This is a genomic window from Methyloligella solikamskensis (genome assembly GCF_042676065.1).
Taxonomy (GTDB): Bacteria; Pseudomonadota; Alphaproteobacteria; order Rhizobiales; family Methyloligellaceae; genus Methyloligella; species Methyloligella solikamskensis.
In genome coordinates this window covers 155017-169411 of record NZ_JBHTJO010000001.1, presented here as the reverse complement: position 1 = coordinate 169411, position 14395 = coordinate 155017, and the positions used below count along the sequence as shown (strand labels likewise).

Sequence of the window (14395 nt, the reverse complement as noted above, 5' to 3'; positions counted from 1 at the left end):
CGCTGCCCCGCCGTCCCGCCGGTAAGCTTCCGAAGCCCATGGCCCTATATCGCGCCTTCGCCACCGTCGGCGGCATGACCGTCTTGAGCCGCGTGCTCGGCTTCGCCCGGGACATGCTGCTCGCCGCCCTTCTGGGCGCGAGCGCAACGGCCGATGCCTTCTTCGTCGCCTTCCGCATTCCGAATTTGTTTCGCCGCCTCTTCGCCGAGGGCGCTTTCGACTCCGCCTTCGTGCCGCTCTTCACCAAGCGCTATCATGGCAAGAATGGCGGAGATGGCGAGGCGGCCGCCCGGGTCTTCGCCGAGCAGGCCATGGCCGGCCTGGCGCTGGTGCTCATTGTCTTCACGGTGCTGGGCGAGATCGCCATGCCGTGGCTCATGTTCGCGCTTGCACCGGGCTTTTCCGCCGACCCCGACAAGTTCGCCCTCGCCGTGAGCCTGGGCCGCATCGCGCTGCCCTATCTGCTCTGCATGTCGCTCGTCGCGCTCTATAGCGGCATGCTGAATGCGCTCGGCCGCTTCGCCATCGCCGCCTTTGTGCCGACCCTGCTCAATATCGTCCTGATCCTGGCCCTGCTCGGCGCGGTCGCTTTCGGCATCTCCGAGAACCAGCCCCTGGTCGCGCATGTCCTGGCTTGGGCCGTGACGATCTCAGGGCTGGTTCAGGTCGCCGTCATGGTCTTCACCGCCGCCAAGGTCGGGATCACCCTGAAGCTCCGCCCGCCGGTCTGGAACGGCGAGATGCGCCGGCTGATTCAGCTTGCGACACCGGGTTTGCTCGCCGGCGGCATCGCGCAGCTTTCCATCATGCTGGGCACCATCATCGCCTCGCTCCAGGAGCGCGCGGTCTCATGGATCTACTATGCCGACCGCATCTTTCAGCTTCCCCTCGGCGTCATCGGCGTCGCCATCGGCGTGGTGCTATTGCCCGAGCTGAGCCATCGCCTGCGCCAGGGGGATCATGCCGCGGTGCTCGATGCGGAGAACCGCTCCATCGAGTTCGCGCTGTTTCTCACCATCCCGGCGACGGTCGCCTTGGTCCTCATTGCCGAGCCGATCATCCGGGTGCTTTTCGAGCGCGGCGCGTTCTCGGCGACCGATTCCCGCGCCTCCGCCGACATGCTCACCGCCTTCGCCCTTGGCCTTCCGGCCTATGTGCTGGTGAAGATCTTCAACCCGCTCTTCTTCGCCCGCGAGGACACCAAGACGCCGATGATCTGCGCCGGTCACTCTCTGGCGGCCAACGCGGTGATGAGCTTAGGGCTCTTCTACATCCTGGGCGCGGTCGGTATTGCCATCGCAACGGCGCTCGCCGGCTGGCTGAATGCGGGCCTCCTGGCGGCTCAGCTCAACCGCCGCGACGGCCTCGCCTTCGACGTCACCTTCAGGAAGCGCTTCCGCGGCACGTTGATCGCTAGCGTCGTCATGGGGGTTGCGATCTACGTTCTGGAAGGGTGGCTGGACCGCTGGTTCTGGCCCGGCGAGGGGCTCTTGATCCAGGGAACGGCGCTTCTGATCCTGATCGGCGGTGGCCTCGCAATCTATTTCGGTGCCGCGGAGCTGTTGGGCGCCATCAGCCTGCGCCGTCTGCGCAAGAACCTGAACGCGTAAGGTCACCATCTCGCGCGCCGACTCTTGCCTCCCGCCGCCCCCTTCGCCATAACGCCCCAGGTTCGAAGAAGGAGATCGAAGAAGCATGGCCGCTTCACACACCCGCGTCCTGTCCGGCGTCCAGCCCACCGGCAACCTGCATCTCGGCAACTATCTCGGAGCGATCAAGAAATTCGTCGCCCTGCAGGAGGAGCACGAGTGCCTCTACTGCGTTGTGGATCTCCACGCCATCACCATGTGGCAGGAGCCCGATGAGCTGACCCACAATATCCGCGAGGTCACGGCAGCCTTTATCGCCGCCGGCATCGATCCCAAGGCTCACATCGTTTTCAACCAGAGCCAGGTCGGGGCGCATGCCGAGCTCACATGGCTTCTCAACTGTGTGGCCCGTATCGGCTGGCTGAATCGCATGACCCAGTTCAAGGAGAAGGCGGGCAAGGATCGCGAGAACGCCTCCGTCGGCCTCTACGACTATCCGGTGCTCATGGCGGCGGACATTTTGATCTATCACGCGACCCACGTGCCGGTCGGCGAAGACCAGAAGCAGCATCTCGAGCTCGCCCGCGACATCGCCCAGAAGTTCAATAACGACTACGCCGAATCGATCGCCAAGCTGGGCGCGCCGGAGGAATTCTTCCCGCTGCCCGAGCCGCTGATCTCCGGACCGGCCACCCGCGTCATGTCCTTCCGCGACGGGTCGAAGAAGATGTCGAAATCGGAAGTCTCCGACATGTCGCGCATCAACATGACCGACGATGCCGACACCATTGCCAAGAAGATCCGGAAGGCGAAGACCGATCCGGAGCCGCTTCCCTCCGAGGTCGAAGGGCTGAAAGAGCGGCCCGAGGCCCGCAATCTGGTAGGAATCTATGCGGCCCTCGCCGATACGGACCAAGCTGCCGTGCTGGCCGAGTATGGCGGGGCGACCTTCTCCACCTTCAAGCCGGCGCTGGCCGAGCTCGCCACGGAGAAGCTCACCCCCATCGGTGACGAAATGCGGCGTCTTCTGAACGATCCGGCCGAAATCGACCGGATTCTGGGCGATGGCGCCGCCCGCGCTCGCAAGATCGCGGACCCGATTTTGGCCAAAACCAAGGAAATCGTCGGCCTGATCGGGAGCTGATAGGGGCAAAGCACACGTTTCGCGCGCATCGTCAGGCGTCGGAATTTCTTGTTGGGCGAGCGCCTTAGTGGCAGCATGCGCGCCATGGCTGAGACCACTCAAAAAGCGAAACCTGCGGCGAAGCGGCAGACCGGACGCACTGCCAAGACGGGGCAGACAGCGAAACCGGCGACGGCGAAGAAGCCGGCAAGCAAGAAGGCTGCAGCCAAGAAGCCTGCGGCCGCGAAGTCCGCATCGACGTCGACACCCCGTCCGCGCAAGAAGCGCGAGGTTTTCCACGAAGGCCATAAGCGCAAATTGCTGGTCGTGGTGGACGAGACGCCGGAATGCGAAAGCGCCCTCGCCTATGCCGCCAGCCGTGCCAAGCGCACCGACGGCAAGCTCGCGCTGGCTTATGTCATCGAGCCCGGCGACTTTCAGCATTGGCTGGGCGTCGAGGAAATCGCCCGCGAAGAGGGGCACAACAAGGCCCGCGCCGTGTTCCGCCTGTTCGGCCGCAAGCTCAAGGCCATGGGGTTCGAGAAGATCGTGCCCGAGGAGATCATCCGGGAAGGCCACAAGGCCGAGGAGATCACCCAACTCATCGAGGAAGATCACGATATCGGCGTGCTGGTCCTCGGTGCCTCGCGCGATCCGTCCGGCCCGGGGCCGCTCGTGACCTCCCTGGTGGCGGGCCGCGCCGGAACCTTCCAGATCCCCATTACGGTCGTGCCGGGCTGCCTCAACACGGAAGAAATCCTCGCCATGGCGTGAGCCCGCGCTCCTGCGACCGTGGTACGGACAAGCCTGCGAGCGGGCGACAAGACCGCGCAAAGCGGGGAGAAAGGACCGAATCTCGGCCCCGAAATCTTCCTAGGACGGAACCGGGCGGCTATGATTCACTTTACAGTTCAAAGGCCCGTGCCTACGTATAGAACAATTCTAATCTAGGTTCATGCCGCCCCATGGGGCGTGCACGCGATTTAGGCGACTGGCAGGTCATCCGACTGGGACCAGTCGCCGAGACAAGGTATAGGCAAGCCATGTTTATTCAGACCGAAGCGACACCGAATCCCGCGACGCTGAAGTTCCTTCCCGGCCAGCCGGTTCTGGGCGAAGGGACCATGGAGTTCCTGAAGCCCGAGGAGACGGCCAACTCGCCCCTGGCGGCGCGCCTGTTCAACATCCAGGGCGTCTCCGGCGTCTTCTTCGGCCCGGACTTCATCAGCGTCACCAAGAACGATTCCGAGTGGCAGCATCTGAAGCCGGCCATCCTCGGCGCCATCATGGAGCACTATATCTCCGGCGCGGAGGTTGCGGCTGAGCAGCAGCCCGATCTCCCCATCGACGAGGAGTTTTACGAGCCGGAAGACGAGGAGATCGTCGCCACCATCAAGGAGCTTCTGGAGACTCGCGTCCGCCCGGCAGTGGCTCAGGACGGCGGCGATATTACCTTCCAGGGCTTCCGCGACGGCATCGTGTACCTGCATATGCGCGGCGCCTGCTCCGGCTGCCCGTCCTCCACGGCGACCCTGCGGCATGGCATCGAGAATCTGCTGCGCCATTTCATCCCCGAGGTCGAGGAAGTCCGCCCCCTGAATGTCTGACTCCGAAACGCCGCTCCCCAAGCTCGCCCTCGATGAGGCCGCGCTGGATCAGCTCTTCCACGCCGCGCGGACCCATAACGCCTGGCTGGACAAGGAGGTGCCGGACGAGCTCCTTCATCAGCTGATCGACATCGTGAAGATGGGGCCGACCAGCGCAAACACCCTGCCGGCCCGCTTCGTCTTCGTGAAGTCGCCGGAGGCCAAGGAGAAGCTCAAGCCGCTCCTCTCCGAGGGAAACCAGGAAAAGACGATGCAGGCTCCGGTCTGCGCCATCATCGCCCACGACCTGGAGTTCTACGAGCGGCTGCCCGAGCAATTCCCCCACACCAACGCCAAGAGCTGGTTCGAGGGCAAGCCTGAGAAGATCCAGGAGACGGCTTTTCGCAACGGCACGCTCCAGGGCGCCTATTTGATTATCGCCGCCCGGGCGCTCGGCCTCGATTGCGGCCCCATGTCCGGCTTCGATGCCAAGGGCGTCGACGAGGCCTTCTTCGCCGGCACGCCCTACAAGGCGAACTTCCTCTGCAATATCGGCTATGGCGACGACAGCGAGCTGATGCCGCGCAGCCCTCGGCCCGATTTCGACGACATCGCCGAGATCGTTTGATCTCATGCGGCTCCTGGCGCTCGATACCAGCATGAGCAACTGCTCTGCTGCGGTGGCGTCCGAGACCGGCGAGATCCTGGCCTACCGTCAGGCCGCCATGGCTCGCGGCCACGCTGAAGCCCTCATGCCCATGATCGAGGCGGCCATGACCGACGCAGGCCTTGCTTTTGCCAATCTCGACCGGGTCGCGGCCACAACCGGCCCCGGCAGCTTCACCGGTGTCCGCATCGCCATTGCCGCCGCCCGCGGTCTTGGGCTCGCCATGGGCGTCGAGCTCTGGGGCACCGATTCCCTGTCCGTCATGGCGGCCCGTGCCGTCGAGGACGGGCTGAATGACGCTGCGCCCTTCGCCATCGCCATCGATGCAAGACGCGATTCTCTCTATTTCGCGACTTTCGAGGCTGACGGCGCTCTGCGTGCCGGTCCCACGCTCCTCCATCCGGACGAAGCCGCGGCCTCCCTGCCGGAGGACATTCGCGTGGTGCTCGGAAGCGGGGCCGAGGCGCTGGCCAAAGCGGCCAAGCCGGATCTGGTGACGGCCGCGCCTGAGCTTCAGCCTGACGCCGCAGCGCTGGCCAAGCTCGCCGGCAAAGCATCCGAGCCAATCACAAGCCTCAAGCCGTTCTATCTGCGTCCGCCCGATGCCAAGCCGCAGGTCGGCAAAGCCGTGGAGAGGCTCTGATGCCGGCGGGCGGCATCGTGGCGCGCCCGGCCGCGGTGGAGGACGCCGACGCTTTGGCAGACGTGCATGCCGCCTGTTTCGCTTCCCCCTGGGATGCGGAGCTTTTGGAAGTCTTCCTCGCCGCGCCCGATTGCGTCTGCTTCCTCTGCGCCGAGGACGGCGCGGCCACCGGCTTTCTGCTGACCCGCATGGCGGCTGACGAGGCGGAAATCCTCACCTTGGCCGTAATGCCTGAAGCCAGAGGAATGGGCATTGGCCGTAGCCTTCTGGAAGCAGCGATCGCGGTGCTCAAGTCCCGAGGCGCCAAGCATCTTTTCCTTGAGGTGGATGAGGAAAACGCAGCCGCGCTCACCCTTTATCGCGGGCTTGGCGCCAAGCCTGTGGGCCGGCGGGCCGCCTACTATGCCGATGGCGGCGACGCAGCTATTCTGAGCTTGACCCTGGACGAGGCGCTTACTGACGAGCGGCTCGGTGACGACCGCCTTGCCGAACAGGGGCCGAGCCGGTAGCAACTGAGCGGGCGAATCTTTGCCGAAAAGCGAGAGCGATGACCAAGCCTGTTGCCCAAAAGTCCGCTGCCCCTGAAACCCGCATTGAACGCCTTTGCGCGGAAAACGGCCTGCGCATGACGGATCAGCGCCGGGTCATCGCGCGCGTGCTCTCCAACGCCGACGATCATCCGGACGTCGAGGAGGTGCACCGCCGGGCCCACGCCCAGGATCAGCGCATCTCGCTTTCCACTGTCTATCGCACGGTCCGGCGTCTCGAAGAGGCGGGGATTTTGGAGCGCCACGATTTCGGCGATGGGCGCGCCCGCTATGAGCCCGCCCATCATGCCCATCACGATCACCTGATTGACGTGAACACCGGCCAAGTGATCGAATTCCGCAACGAGCAGATCGAACGCCTTCAGGAGCGCGTGGCCGAGGAGCTGGGCTACCGTCTCACCGGCCACCGGCTGGAGCTGTTCGGCATGCCGCTCAAGAAGCGGAAAGGCTGAGGGACACCATGCGCCATATCCGAGCCTTCGTCGTGCTGGCGGCGTTCCTGCTCTTCACCGTGCCGCTGATGCCGCTCCAGCTCTTCTTCGTGCGCTCCGGCTCGAACTACGCTCGCCGCTTCCCCCATTGGTACCATCGCTGGGTCTGCAAGATTTTAGGGATTCGCGTCTCTCTGGAAGGCAGCGTGGAATCGGATAAGGGCGTGCTCCTCGTCTCCAACCACGTCTCCTGGCTCGACATCCCGGTGATCTCCGCAATCGCGCCGGTCTCCTTCATCGCCAAGCGGGAGATCTCGAGCTGGCCCTTCGTAAGCTGGCTTGCCAAGCTTCAGCGCACGGTCTTCGTCAATCGCGAACGGAAGACCGAGGTTACGGAGAAAACCAGCGAGATCCTGCGGCGGCTGGAAGCGGGCGATACGGTGGTTCTGTTCGCCGAGGGCACCAGCAGCGACGGCAACACCGTGCTGCCCTTCAAGACGTCGCTTTTCGCCGCCGTGAAGCCGTCAGGAGACGAGGCGGTCCATCCAGACATCTCCGTCCAGACCCTGGCGATCACCTATCGCAAGATCTACGGCCTGCCCGTGGGCAGCCGTCAGCGCCACCTTATCGGCTGGTACGGCGATATGGATATGGGAAGCCACGGCTGGCGGCTGCTGGGCCTCGGGCCCCTGGATGTCTCGATCCGTCTCGGGCCGCCTGTGCCGCTGGATGATTTCGCGGGCCGGAAGGAGTTGGCCCGCTACACGGAAGAGAGAGTACGGCGGGACGTTATCGAGCTGGCCCGTGGAAAGCCGCTCGAGCCGCAAAGCCCCGCCGCACCGATTGACGGCGAAATCGCCGAGCCGGCCTAGACGGCCTGCCGCTGGCGCAGCGTGTCCATGAGCAGCGCCGGCGCGAACGTGCCATTCGGCAGCTGCCGGATTCGGCCGCCGCGGGCCACAGCCATCAGGATCGTCTGCATGCCGCGTCCCGCCGCTTCGGGATCGGAGAAGAAGCCTTCCTGGATCGAAAGATTGCGCAGCTGATCCAGGGTCATCGGACCATTCTCGCCGAGCTTGCGCAGGACGAAGTCGATCAGCGCCTGCTGGTTCGGCGGAAGCGTGGCCACTTCGGCAGACGGCTGGGAAGCGCCGCCGCCTTCCATACGCCGCTTCTCGGCATCGATCAGCCGGCCCAGCGCATTGAGCTCGTCCTTGATCTCGTGGATCCGGGTGTCGCGCTCGGTCTTGAGCTGCTCCACCTTCTGCTCGAACTGCGTCTGCGCAGCCGTGATCTCCTCCTCGAGCAGCTGGGCCCGATCCTGCAAATCTCTACGAATGTCACGCATGTACCCCCGCCTCCTTACAAATGAGCGGCCTCGAACGCGCCAGAGAGACCGGCGGGCCGCTGGGACCCCAGTTCCGCATGTCTCTCGGGCAGGAAAATGGCAAGATGACAGAAGAGCTTGAGCTTGCAGCGCTTTTTCTCGCAAGCCTCACGATTTCCACAGGAAGCTGCCGCGCGGGCGTTCCTACCGATCCCGCTCGCGCGCGCCTACTTATCGGAGGTTTTCTTGGCGAAAAACTCGTCGAGAAGGTTTTGGCGCGCCATTCGCAGGAAATGAGCGCTCATGGGACTCATGTCCTTCATCTCGACCATCAGATAATCGATGGCGGCGATCATCGGCCAGATGGAATCGGATTTGTCTTTGGAAACGTCGGAATTCGGGCCGGTAACAGTGTCCGGCCCGAGTTCCTGATTGATGCGATTCGCCGACACGACGATCAGGCCGCCGCTTCGTCGAACGCAATGTTCTCACGAATGGTGAGGCTGAGCTCGATCGGTGGCGGCACCAGGGTGAGAGACGCCCTCGGCTGCGGTGCCGGCACCTCGCTCACCGCCGACAGGTGATAAGCGGAGGCGAATTCCAGTGCCAGAAGCTGGAGCTCCAGCAAGGCCACCCCCATGCCGACGCAGGTGCGCGGGCCGACCCCGAAGGGGATATAGGCTTTGCTGTTGAAGGAACGGTCCATCCGGAACGAGTTCGGATCGTCCCAATAGGCCGGATGGCGCTGGAGCTGCCAGGGGCAGATGATCAGAGCGCTGCCCTTCTTCAGCGTTTCCCCTCCGATTTCGACGGTCTTCTTGGTCTCCCGCGAGAACCACCAGGCCGACGGGTAGAGCCGGAGCACCTCCCGTGCGAGCGCCATGCTAGTGGGCGCGTTTTTCAGGTCCGCCGCGATGATGTCTCCTGAGTCGTCGGTAACCGTAGAACACTCCCGAGCGATTCGGTCGGCCAGACCGGGCTGGGTGGTCAGGTAGTAGAGGAGCCAGACTGCCGCGGACGCCGTCGTGTGATGGCCCGCCAGCAGCATGGTCAGGATCTCGTCCCGGATGTCGTTGTCCGAAAGGCCCATCTCCTCCAGAGAGGTGAGCACGCTGGAGCTGCCCGCATTCTCGCGCACCCGCTTCACGACCAGACCCATGATCCGGTGGGCTTCGGCATATTTCCGCCGGCGCCGCAGCCAGGATTTCGGGCCCCGCGGCCAGATGCGGAACATGTCCTGCTCAAGTTCGTATTCGATGAGGTGAACCGCCCGGAGCAGCGCAAGCTCGTCGGCCGGCGAAAGCACCTGATGGCCGAACAGGGCGACGGAGATCAGCCGCAAGGTCAGCGGGCCGGTCACCTTATGGACGTTGAACTGCTCTTCCAGGGCGAGCGCACCGGCAAGCTGCCGGATGGTCGCCGCCATGGCCGGCACCTGCTCCAGCACGGTGGAACGGCCGAGCTTGGCGTGCACCACTTCGCGGCGGCGCTTGGATTCCTTGCCGCTCATCAGGAGGAAGCTGTTGCCGAAGGCCGGTTTCAGCTTTTTGATGTACTTGCCCTTGTCGATCTCCTCCTCGGTGTGATTGAGGACCGGCTTCACCAACTCGGGTGAATTGACCAGATAGACCGGCTGAGGGCCGAGGGCGAGCTTGACCAACGGTGCGTCGGTGCCATTGCCCTTCTCCAGCATGAAGCCGAGAGGGTCACGCCGAAATGCGCTCAGATCCGCGAACAAGTGTCTCATCTTGAACGTCCAATTTGTTGGCTAGTGAAAGAAGCGTCTGAAATTTCTCGCCGGCCTGGTCCTGCAGCGGGATTTCGCCCGCCACGGCGCGAAGCTGGCGCCCGGAGCGGTCGGTGCCGATGATCTGGGGAGGGCCGTAGCGCCGCGTACGGATGCCGAGCCGGGTAAGGAACCGCTCATAGGTGAGGTCGGCCAGGGCGACGAGGGCCGTAGCCCGGCGCGAATAGCCGAAGCGGAACATCAAGGAATAGAGTACCCGCGCGAGATGAAGTCGCTCGGTGCAGGGAGCCACACCGAAGCGACTTATCTCCCACACATCTGCGCGCGAGGGATAGGCACGCAATGTTGCGAGCTGCGGAAACACGTCCTTGACGAGGTAACTATTGTTCGTAGGAATTGCGCGAAAACCGCCCATGATCTCGTCGCCCCGCATCAGGGCGCAGTGAATGGCGGCGTCTGTATCGAACTGATCGGATTCCCGATCGCCGAAAGTGGCGAGGTCCCAGCCGAGTTCGTCTACAAAGAGTGCCTTGCGAAACCGCTGTAAGCCATAGACAGTGTGCGGATCGTCTTTGGCTCGGCAGAAAACCGCGCGGTAGGATTGCGAAACGTTATCCATGACCTGGACCGCCGTCTTAATGTGAAACTCGCCTCCACTGTCACGCCCACGGGCAAGGAGCACCAGTCCCGAAAAATCGGGAGTTTAAGTAATGATTAAATTGGAAGAGGCGATCGGATCCATTGAGACTTGCAGCTCGACAGATGAGCTAAAGCACGCGCTGCAAGATATCATCGAGGATTTCGGATTTTCTTCATTCAACATGCTGGACGCTGGTAATCCGCATGTTGATATCCCGTACTATATTGGAACGACGCCCGAGAATTGGGTTCAAACCTACATTTCTAATGGGTTTGTACATGTCGACCCCTGCGTCACGCGGGTAAGACGAAGCAACACACCCTTCTCCTGGGCCGAGGTGCAAGTCCCGGATTACGACGGTTCGGGCCGAAAATCCGGCGCCTGCAAGGTCATGGAAGCGGCCCACGACCACGGTTTCACGGAAGGATTTGTGGTTCCGTTCCACTACACGGACCCGCTGGGACGGGTGTTTTCGTCCTCTTCCGCCTTCTATTGGACCGATCCGGTGAAGAAATACCGCTTCCTGCTGTCGCGGAAGCGCTACGACCTGCACCTGATCATGATCTATTGGGCGCAGCGGGCGATCGACATCATCGCCGAGCAGCACCGCAACCGCCAGGGGCTGCTGGAGACCCAGGCCGATCCGCGCACGGCCGTGGCCCTCACCGACCGCGAGCGCGACGCGCTCTCCTGGGCGGCCCGGGGCAAGACCGTGGCCGACACCGCCGATATCCTGTTCATCTCCCAGGCCACCGTGGAGACCCATCTCCGCCACGCTATCGCCAAGCTGAACGCCAGCAACAAGACCCATGCGGTGGTCAAGGCGATCTATCTCGGCCTAATCGACGTTTGAGGACGGCGCGCTTCCGCGGCTGACCCCAGGACGGCAAAGCCTAGGAACTCTGGGCAAGGAGATTGGGCACTTTTCTAAGCCCCCTCTGCGTTATGGTCCGCGCCAATCGGGCAACCAAAGAACAGCAAACAAGCCCCGAACACCAAAAACCAAGAGGAAGCGCCGTCCTATGTTCCGCTTTCAAAGCTTAAGCATTTCCAGCATCTGCTTCACCGCCGCGTCGGCCGTTCTGGCCGGTCTCTTGCTTCAGGTCTCGAGCGCCAATGCCACGGAGATTCCCAAGCGCAAGCCCGGTCATTGGCAGCTCACCACCGTGACGCCGGGCATCGGCAAGCGGGTCTTCGATGTCTGCGTGACCGAGGACGACAACATCGCCGTGCCGAAGAACGCCGGAAAATGCGGCGAGCCGGAAGTCCTGGAAGCCGGTTCCGAGACCATCGTCAACGTGACCTGCAAGGTGAAGGACGCCACCCAGATCATCTCCACCGCCCTCAACGGCGATTTCGATAAGCGGTACCACGCCGTGGTGAAGATGAGCTTCGACCCGCCCATGGGCGGCCAGGACCGTTTCGGCGTCACCATCGATGGCAAATATATCGGTCCCGACTGCACCGAGGGCGAAGAGGCCAAAGAGCAGAAGAAGCAGTAGTGGGCGGAAAAATCGCTAGCCTCGCGACTCCCCGCCATAGAGCGTGAAGCGGCACTCGGGTTCGTCGGTGACCTGAGCCAGCCGAAAAGCGTCCTCCAGCGGTCGACCCGCTCGGAGCATCCCGTGCATCAGGCGGTGAACGAAGAGCGCCGCATCCGCGCCGTCTGGATAGCCCTCCGGCGCGATATAGGCCGACGACCCGCCATCGAGAAAGGCGGACGCGAACGCCTTGCCGCCGGTCCCGCACGCCGTGCTGATCACGACCGTCTCTGGGAGGTTTGCCCGGGCTCCGATCGCCTCCGCGCTGAGATGTCCGTTCGACAGCGCGGAAACATCGATCTCGGGTGCGAACTCACCGAAGATGAAACCGCCCTCGTCCCCATGGCCGGAGATGATCATTATCGGCGGCGCGGTTTCCCCCTGGCCGACGACCTTCAGGAAGTCTTACGGGGTGCCGGGAAGATGGAGGCTTACCACAGCGCCAAGGTTCTCCAGGATCGCACGCAGCACCAGCGCCTCGCCCTGATCTCCCACCGCGACGATGCCCACCGGCGTTCTGGGCGCAAAGAAGCTTTCGTCGACGGCCATGAGGCGAATCCGGGAAGCGGGTCGATGGGGCAGCCCTAGCTCAGGAAGGCGCCGCGGCTCTGGTAGAGGATATAGCCGGCGACGACAAAAATCAGCACGGCGAAGACCCGGGACAGCATGTCCTTGGAGCCGGCGAGCCGTTTCGCTGCGGCCATGCCGGCAAATCCGCCGGCCAGACCGCCTATGATGAACTGGGCCGTCACGGGCCAGTCGATCAGGCCGGACTGGGCGTAGTTCAGAGCCGTGGCAAGCCCGAAGGCACCGACGGCCAGGAGCGAGGAGCCAACCGCGTTGATGGTCGGCATGCCGGTCGCGAGGATCAGACCGGGCACGATAAGAAATCCGCCGCCGATGCCGAAGAAGCCCGAGACCCCGCCGGCGATGAGCGCCACGGCACCGGTCAGCACGCAGGTCTTCAGGTTGGTGTCGTGGGGCGCGGCATTGGTGGGCTGCCGCGGCTTCAGCATGAAGGCGCCGACCACGATCATCACCAGCCCGAACAGGAAGAGCAGCCGCTCGCCATCCATGGCCTTGCCGAAGGTCGAACCGGCGAGCGCGCCGAGGGTTCCGATGGCGGCGAACACGATGGCGCAGCGCCACCAGACATGGCCGGCCCGGGCATGGGTGGCGAAATTGCCGAAGGCGTTGACTGAGACGGCGAGCGCGCTGGTGCCGATGGCGATATGGGTCTGCTCGATGCCGACCACGTAGAGCAGGAGCGGCGTGGCCAGGATCGAGCCGCCGCCACCGATCAGCCCGAGGGCGAAGCCGACCAGCGCCCCGCAGCCGACCGCCAGGGCGATGGTCAGCATGACGACTCCGCAGCCGACCCGGCCGCAGGCTTGGCGACCAGCAGGTCGTGCAGCGCCATGCCGATGAGCATGGCGGGCACGAAGACGAGAACCACGGGCGCACCCAGCATGAGATCCGCGACCGCCGGCCCGGGGCACAGCCCTGCCATGCCCCAGCCGATCCCAAAGATGGCGGCCCCGCCGATCAGCCTCCCGTCGATCTCCGTCTTCTCCGGCAGCTGGAAGCGGTCGGCGAAGAGGGGATGGGAAAGGCGCAGCTGAACTAGACGTCCGAGGATCGCGACCATCACAGCACCACCCAACACGAAGCCGAGGCTCGGGTCCCAGTTGCCGGCGATGTCGAGAAAGCCACGCACCCGGGTCGGATCGAGCATGCCCGAAATCGCAAGCCCGAAGCCGAAGATCGCGCCGAGAACCAGGGCAGAGGCCAAACGCAATGCGACCATTACAGAAACCTCCCCATCACGAAGACCGTTGCGATAGCGCATGCGAGAAAGGTCGCCACCGCCGCCATGGACCGGGGCGAGAACCGCGCCAGCCCGGCCACGCCGTGGCCGCTGGTGCAGCCTGACCCGAGCCGGCTGCCGAAGCCCACCAGAAGTCCGGCGGCCGCGAACAGGAGCAGGCCGCCTTCGGGCCGGAAGACCGGCCACTCGGCCCACCATGCGTAGTAAAGCACCGGGCCGGCCACCAGGCCTGCGACGAACAGAAGGTTGGCCACGAGGCGCTCGTCGGGCTTACGGAACAGCCCTGCGACGATGCCGCTGATGCCGGCGACCCGGCCGTTCAGCAGCATGAAGAGCGCGACCGACAGGCCGATCAACATGCCGCCGAGGAGGGAAAGCAGGTAGACGCTCATTGGGCGTGCTCCTCGCAGAAGATGTGGTACAGCGCCTCGATCAGCTGGGCGGCCTTCTCCTCGGTGAGCCGATAGAAGATCTGCCGCGATTCCCGGCGCGTTTTCACGATACCCGCATCCCGGAGCACCGTGAGCTGCTGGGAGAGGCTCGGCTGATGAAGATCCAGCCGCTCCTCAAGCTCGCCGACGGAGAACTCGCCCTCCACCAGCGTGCAGACGAGCATTAGACGGGCCGGATGGGCGAGGGTCTTCAAAAGCTTCGCCACCTCGCCCGCCCGGTGCTCCATCTCCGCAAGCGGCATGCCCTTCGCTAGGGCCTTCGCCTCAGCCATC

At 64.0% G+C, this 14395-nt stretch carries 21 protein-coding genes; 11 read left to right on the top strand and 10 right to left on the bottom strand.

The window, feature by feature from the left end:
- Window positions 1–38: 38 nt before the first annotated feature.
- From murJ to ACFQ2F_RS00790, 9 genes are all read left to right on the top strand, one after another.
- Window positions 39–1610: a murein biosynthesis integral membrane protein MurJ gene (gene murJ, locus ACFQ2F_RS00830; RefSeq protein WP_379084296.1), complete on the top strand. Its 1572-nt coding sequence runs from the start codon at window positions 39–41 to the stop codon at window positions 1608–1610.
- An 85-nt stretch (window positions 1611–1695) separates the two neighbouring features.
- Window positions 1696–2733 carry a tryptophan--tRNA ligase gene (trpS, locus tag ACFQ2F_RS00825; RefSeq protein WP_379084293.1) on the top strand — a complete coding sequence of 346 codons (1038 nt, stop codon included), beginning with the start codon at window positions 1696–1698 and terminating at the stop codon, window positions 2731–2733.
- Window positions 2734–2817: 84 nt separating this feature from the next.
- A complete protein-coding gene (locus ACFQ2F_RS00820; protein WP_379084290.1) occupies window positions 2818–3486 on the top strand; it encodes a universal stress protein in 669 nt (222 codons plus the stop codon).
- 269 nt (window positions 3487–3755) lie between these two features.
- Complete coding sequence (locus ACFQ2F_RS00815; protein ID WP_379084287.1) at window positions 3756–4319, top strand: NifU family protein; 564 nt, start codon at window positions 3756–3758, stop codon at window positions 4317–4319.
- Window positions 4312–4926 carry a malonic semialdehyde reductase gene (locus ACFQ2F_RS00810; protein WP_379084284.1) on the top strand — a complete coding sequence of 205 codons (615 nt, stop codon included), beginning with the start codon at window positions 4312–4314 and terminating at the stop codon, window positions 4924–4926. The genes ACFQ2F_RS00815 and ACFQ2F_RS00810 overlap by 8 nt, the downstream gene beginning before the upstream one ends.
- Before the next feature lie 4 nt (window positions 4927–4930).
- Window positions 4931–5608, top strand: coding sequence for a tRNA (adenosine(37)-N6)-threonylcarbamoyltransferase complex dimerization subunit type 1 TsaB (tsaB, locus tag ACFQ2F_RS00805; RefSeq protein ID WP_379084281.1), 678 nt, complete (start codon window positions 4931–4933; stop codon window positions 5606–5608).
- A complete protein-coding gene (rimI, locus tag ACFQ2F_RS00800; RefSeq protein ID WP_379084279.1) occupies window positions 5608–6117 on the top strand; it encodes a ribosomal protein S18-alanine N-acetyltransferase in 510 nt (169 codons plus the stop codon). The genes tsaB and rimI overlap by 1 nt, the downstream gene beginning before the upstream one ends.
- Before the next feature lie 38 nt (window positions 6118–6155).
- Window positions 6156–6608 (top strand): Fur family transcriptional regulator, encoded by a 453-nt coding sequence (locus ACFQ2F_RS00795; protein WP_379084276.1) that lies wholly within the window; start codon window positions 6156–6158, stop codon window positions 6606–6608.
- A gap of 8 nt (window positions 6609–6616) precedes the next feature.
- Window positions 6617–7459, top strand: coding sequence for a lysophospholipid acyltransferase family protein (locus ACFQ2F_RS00790; protein WP_379084273.1), 843 nt, complete (start codon window positions 6617–6619; stop codon window positions 7457–7459).
- On the opposite strand, the gene ACFQ2F_RS00785 is transcribed toward ACFQ2F_RS00790, so the two are convergent.
- The 4 genes from ACFQ2F_RS00785 to ACFQ2F_RS00770 form a co-directional block, all read right to left on the bottom strand.
- Window positions 7456–7935: a hypothetical protein gene (locus ACFQ2F_RS00785; RefSeq protein ID WP_379084270.1), complete on the bottom strand. Its 480-nt coding sequence runs from the start codon at window positions 7933–7935 to the stop codon at window positions 7456–7458. The genes ACFQ2F_RS00790 and ACFQ2F_RS00785 overlap by 4 nt on opposite strands.
- Window positions 7936–8141: 206 nt before the next feature.
- Window positions 8142–8366: a hypothetical protein gene (locus ACFQ2F_RS00780; RefSeq protein ID WP_379084268.1), complete on the bottom strand. Its 225-nt coding sequence runs from the start codon at window positions 8364–8366 to the stop codon at window positions 8142–8144.
- A gap of 5 nt (window positions 8367–8371) precedes the next feature.
- Window positions 8372–9661 carry a cytochrome P450 gene (locus tag ACFQ2F_RS00775; protein ID WP_379084265.1) on the bottom strand — a complete coding sequence of 430 codons (1290 nt, stop codon included), beginning with the start codon at window positions 9659–9661 and terminating at the stop codon, window positions 8372–8374.
- Entirely contained in the window at window positions 9621–10280 is a 660-nt protein-coding gene (locus ACFQ2F_RS00770) for an acyl-homoserine-lactone synthase (protein WP_379084262.1), read from the bottom strand. Before ACFQ2F_RS00770 ends, ACFQ2F_RS00775 begins: the two co-directional genes overlap by 41 nt.
- Before the next feature lie 91 nt (window positions 10281–10371).
- Here ACFQ2F_RS00770 and ACFQ2F_RS00765 point away from each other — a divergent pair, with 91 nt between their 5' ends.
- Together ACFQ2F_RS00765 and ACFQ2F_RS00760 are read left to right on the top strand one after the other, a co-directional pair.
- Window positions 10372–11154 carry a LuxR family transcriptional regulator gene (locus ACFQ2F_RS00765; protein ID WP_379084259.1) on the top strand — a complete coding sequence of 261 codons (783 nt, stop codon included), beginning with the start codon at window positions 10372–10374 and terminating at the stop codon, window positions 11152–11154.
- A gap of 169 nt (window positions 11155–11323) precedes the next feature.
- On the top strand, window positions 11324–11803 hold the full coding sequence (locus ACFQ2F_RS00760; RefSeq protein ID WP_379084256.1) for a DUF3617 domain-containing protein: 480 nt from the start codon (window positions 11324–11326) through the stop codon (window positions 11801–11803).
- A gap of 15 nt (window positions 11804–11818) precedes the next feature.
- Here the strand turns inward: ACFQ2F_RS00760 and ACFQ2F_RS00755 are convergent, their stop codons facing one another.
- Genes ACFQ2F_RS00755 through bigR form a run of 6 tightly spaced genes read right to left on the bottom strand, consistent with a single transcriptional unit; the run spans window position 11819 to window position 14394 of the window.
- On the bottom strand, window positions 11819–12202 hold the full coding sequence (locus ACFQ2F_RS00755; RefSeq protein WP_379084253.1) for a hypothetical protein: 384 nt from the start codon (window positions 12200–12202) through the stop codon (window positions 11819–11821).
- Window positions 12203–12247: 45 nt separating this feature from the next.
- Window positions 12248–12391 carry a hypothetical protein gene (locus tag ACFQ2F_RS00750; RefSeq protein WP_379084250.1) on the bottom strand — a complete coding sequence of 48 codons (144 nt, stop codon included), beginning with the start codon at window positions 12389–12391 and terminating at the stop codon, window positions 12248–12250.
- 35 nt (window positions 12392–12426) lie between these two features.
- Window positions 12427–13203 carry a sulfite exporter TauE/SafE family protein gene (locus tag ACFQ2F_RS00745; RefSeq protein ID WP_379084247.1) on the bottom strand — a complete coding sequence of 259 codons (777 nt, stop codon included), beginning with the start codon at window positions 13201–13203 and terminating at the stop codon, window positions 12427–12429.
- Complete coding sequence (locus tag ACFQ2F_RS00740) at window positions 13197–13649, bottom strand: DUF6691 family protein (protein WP_379084244.1); 453 nt, start codon at window positions 13647–13649, stop codon at window positions 13197–13199. Before ACFQ2F_RS00740 ends, ACFQ2F_RS00745 begins: the two co-directional genes overlap by 7 nt.
- Entirely contained in the window at window positions 13649–14062 is a 414-nt protein-coding gene (locus ACFQ2F_RS00735; protein WP_379084241.1) for a YeeE/YedE family protein, read from the bottom strand. Before ACFQ2F_RS00735 ends, ACFQ2F_RS00740 begins: the two co-directional genes overlap by 1 nt.
- A complete protein-coding gene (gene bigR / locus ACFQ2F_RS00730) occupies window positions 14059–14394 on the bottom strand; it encodes a sulfite-sensing transcriptional repressor BigR (RefSeq protein ID WP_379084238.1) in 336 nt (111 codons plus the stop codon). The genes ACFQ2F_RS00735 and bigR overlap by 4 nt, the downstream gene beginning before the upstream one ends.
- Window position 14395: the final 1 nt, after the last annotated feature.

What these genes read in the sequence shown, in the direction of transcription:
- ACFQ2F_RS00795 (WP_379084276.1), top strand. Translation starts at nt 6,156, where the DNA reads ATGACCAAGCCTGTTGCCCAAAAGTCCGCTGCCCCTGAAACCCGCATT.
- ACFQ2F_RS00760 (WP_379084256.1), top strand. Translation starts at nt 11,324, where the DNA reads ATGTTCCGCTTTCAAAGCTTAAGCATTTCCAGCATCTGCTTCACCGCC.
- ACFQ2F_RS00775 (WP_379084265.1), bottom strand. Translation starts at nt 9,661, where the DNA reads ATGAGACACTTGTTCGCGGATCTGAGCGCATTTCGGCGTGACCCTCTC.
- ACFQ2F_RS00790 (WP_379084273.1), top strand. Translation starts at nt 6,617, where the DNA reads ATGCGCCATATCCGAGCCTTCGTCGTGCTGGCGGCGTTCCTGCTCTTC.
- ACFQ2F_RS00755 (WP_379084253.1), bottom strand. Translation starts at nt 12,202, where the DNA reads ATGATCATCTCCGGCCATGGGGACGAGGGCGGTTTCATCTTCGGTGAG.
- tsaB (WP_379084281.1), top strand. Translation starts at nt 4,931, where the DNA reads ATGCGGCTCCTGGCGCTCGATACCAGCATGAGCAACTGCTCTGCTGCG.
- ACFQ2F_RS00750 (WP_379084250.1), bottom strand. Translation starts at nt 12,391, where the DNA reads ATGGCCGTCGACGAAAGCTTCTTTGCGCCCAGAACGCCGGTGGGCATC.
- ACFQ2F_RS00740 (WP_379084244.1), bottom strand. Translation starts at nt 13,649, where the DNA reads ATGGTCGCATTGCGTTTGGCCTCTGCCCTGGTTCTCGGCGCGATCTTC.
- ACFQ2F_RS00765 (WP_379084259.1), top strand. Translation starts at nt 10,372, where the DNA reads ATGATTAAATTGGAAGAGGCGATCGGATCCATTGAGACTTGCAGCTCG.
- ACFQ2F_RS00810 (WP_379084284.1), top strand. Translation starts at nt 4,312, where the DNA reads ATGTCTGACTCCGAAACGCCGCTCCCCAAGCTCGCCCTCGATGAGGCC.
- murJ (WP_379084296.1), top strand. Translation starts at nt 39, where the DNA reads ATGGCCCTATATCGCGCCTTCGCCACCGTCGGCGGCATGACCGTCTTG.
- ACFQ2F_RS00820 (WP_379084290.1), top strand. Translation starts at nt 2,818, where the DNA reads ATGGCTGAGACCACTCAAAAAGCGAAACCTGCGGCGAAGCGGCAGACC.
- ACFQ2F_RS00735 (WP_379084241.1), bottom strand. Translation starts at nt 14,062, where the DNA reads ATGAGCGTCTACCTGCTTTCCCTCCTCGGCGGCATGTTGATCGGCCTG.
- trpS (WP_379084293.1), top strand. Translation starts at nt 1,696, where the DNA reads ATGGCCGCTTCACACACCCGCGTCCTGTCCGGCGTCCAGCCCACCGGC.
- ACFQ2F_RS00745 (WP_379084247.1), bottom strand. Translation starts at nt 13,203, where the DNA reads ATGCTGACCATCGCCCTGGCGGTCGGCTGCGGGGCGCTGGTCGGCTTC.
- ACFQ2F_RS00785 (WP_379084270.1), bottom strand. Translation starts at nt 7,935, where the DNA reads ATGCGTGACATTCGTAGAGATTTGCAGGATCGGGCCCAGCTGCTCGAG.
- ACFQ2F_RS00815 (WP_379084287.1), top strand. Translation starts at nt 3,756, where the DNA reads ATGTTTATTCAGACCGAAGCGACACCGAATCCCGCGACGCTGAAGTTC.
- rimI (WP_379084279.1), top strand. Translation starts at nt 5,608, where the DNA reads ATGCCGGCGGGCGGCATCGTGGCGCGCCCGGCCGCGGTGGAGGACGCC.
- bigR (WP_379084238.1), bottom strand. Translation starts at nt 14,394, where the DNA reads ATGGCTGAGGCGAAGGCCCTAGCGAAGGGCATGCCGCTTGCGGAGATG.
- ACFQ2F_RS00770 (WP_379084262.1), bottom strand. Translation starts at nt 10,280, where the DNA reads ATGGATAACGTTTCGCAATCCTACCGCGCGGTTTTCTGCCGAGCCAAA.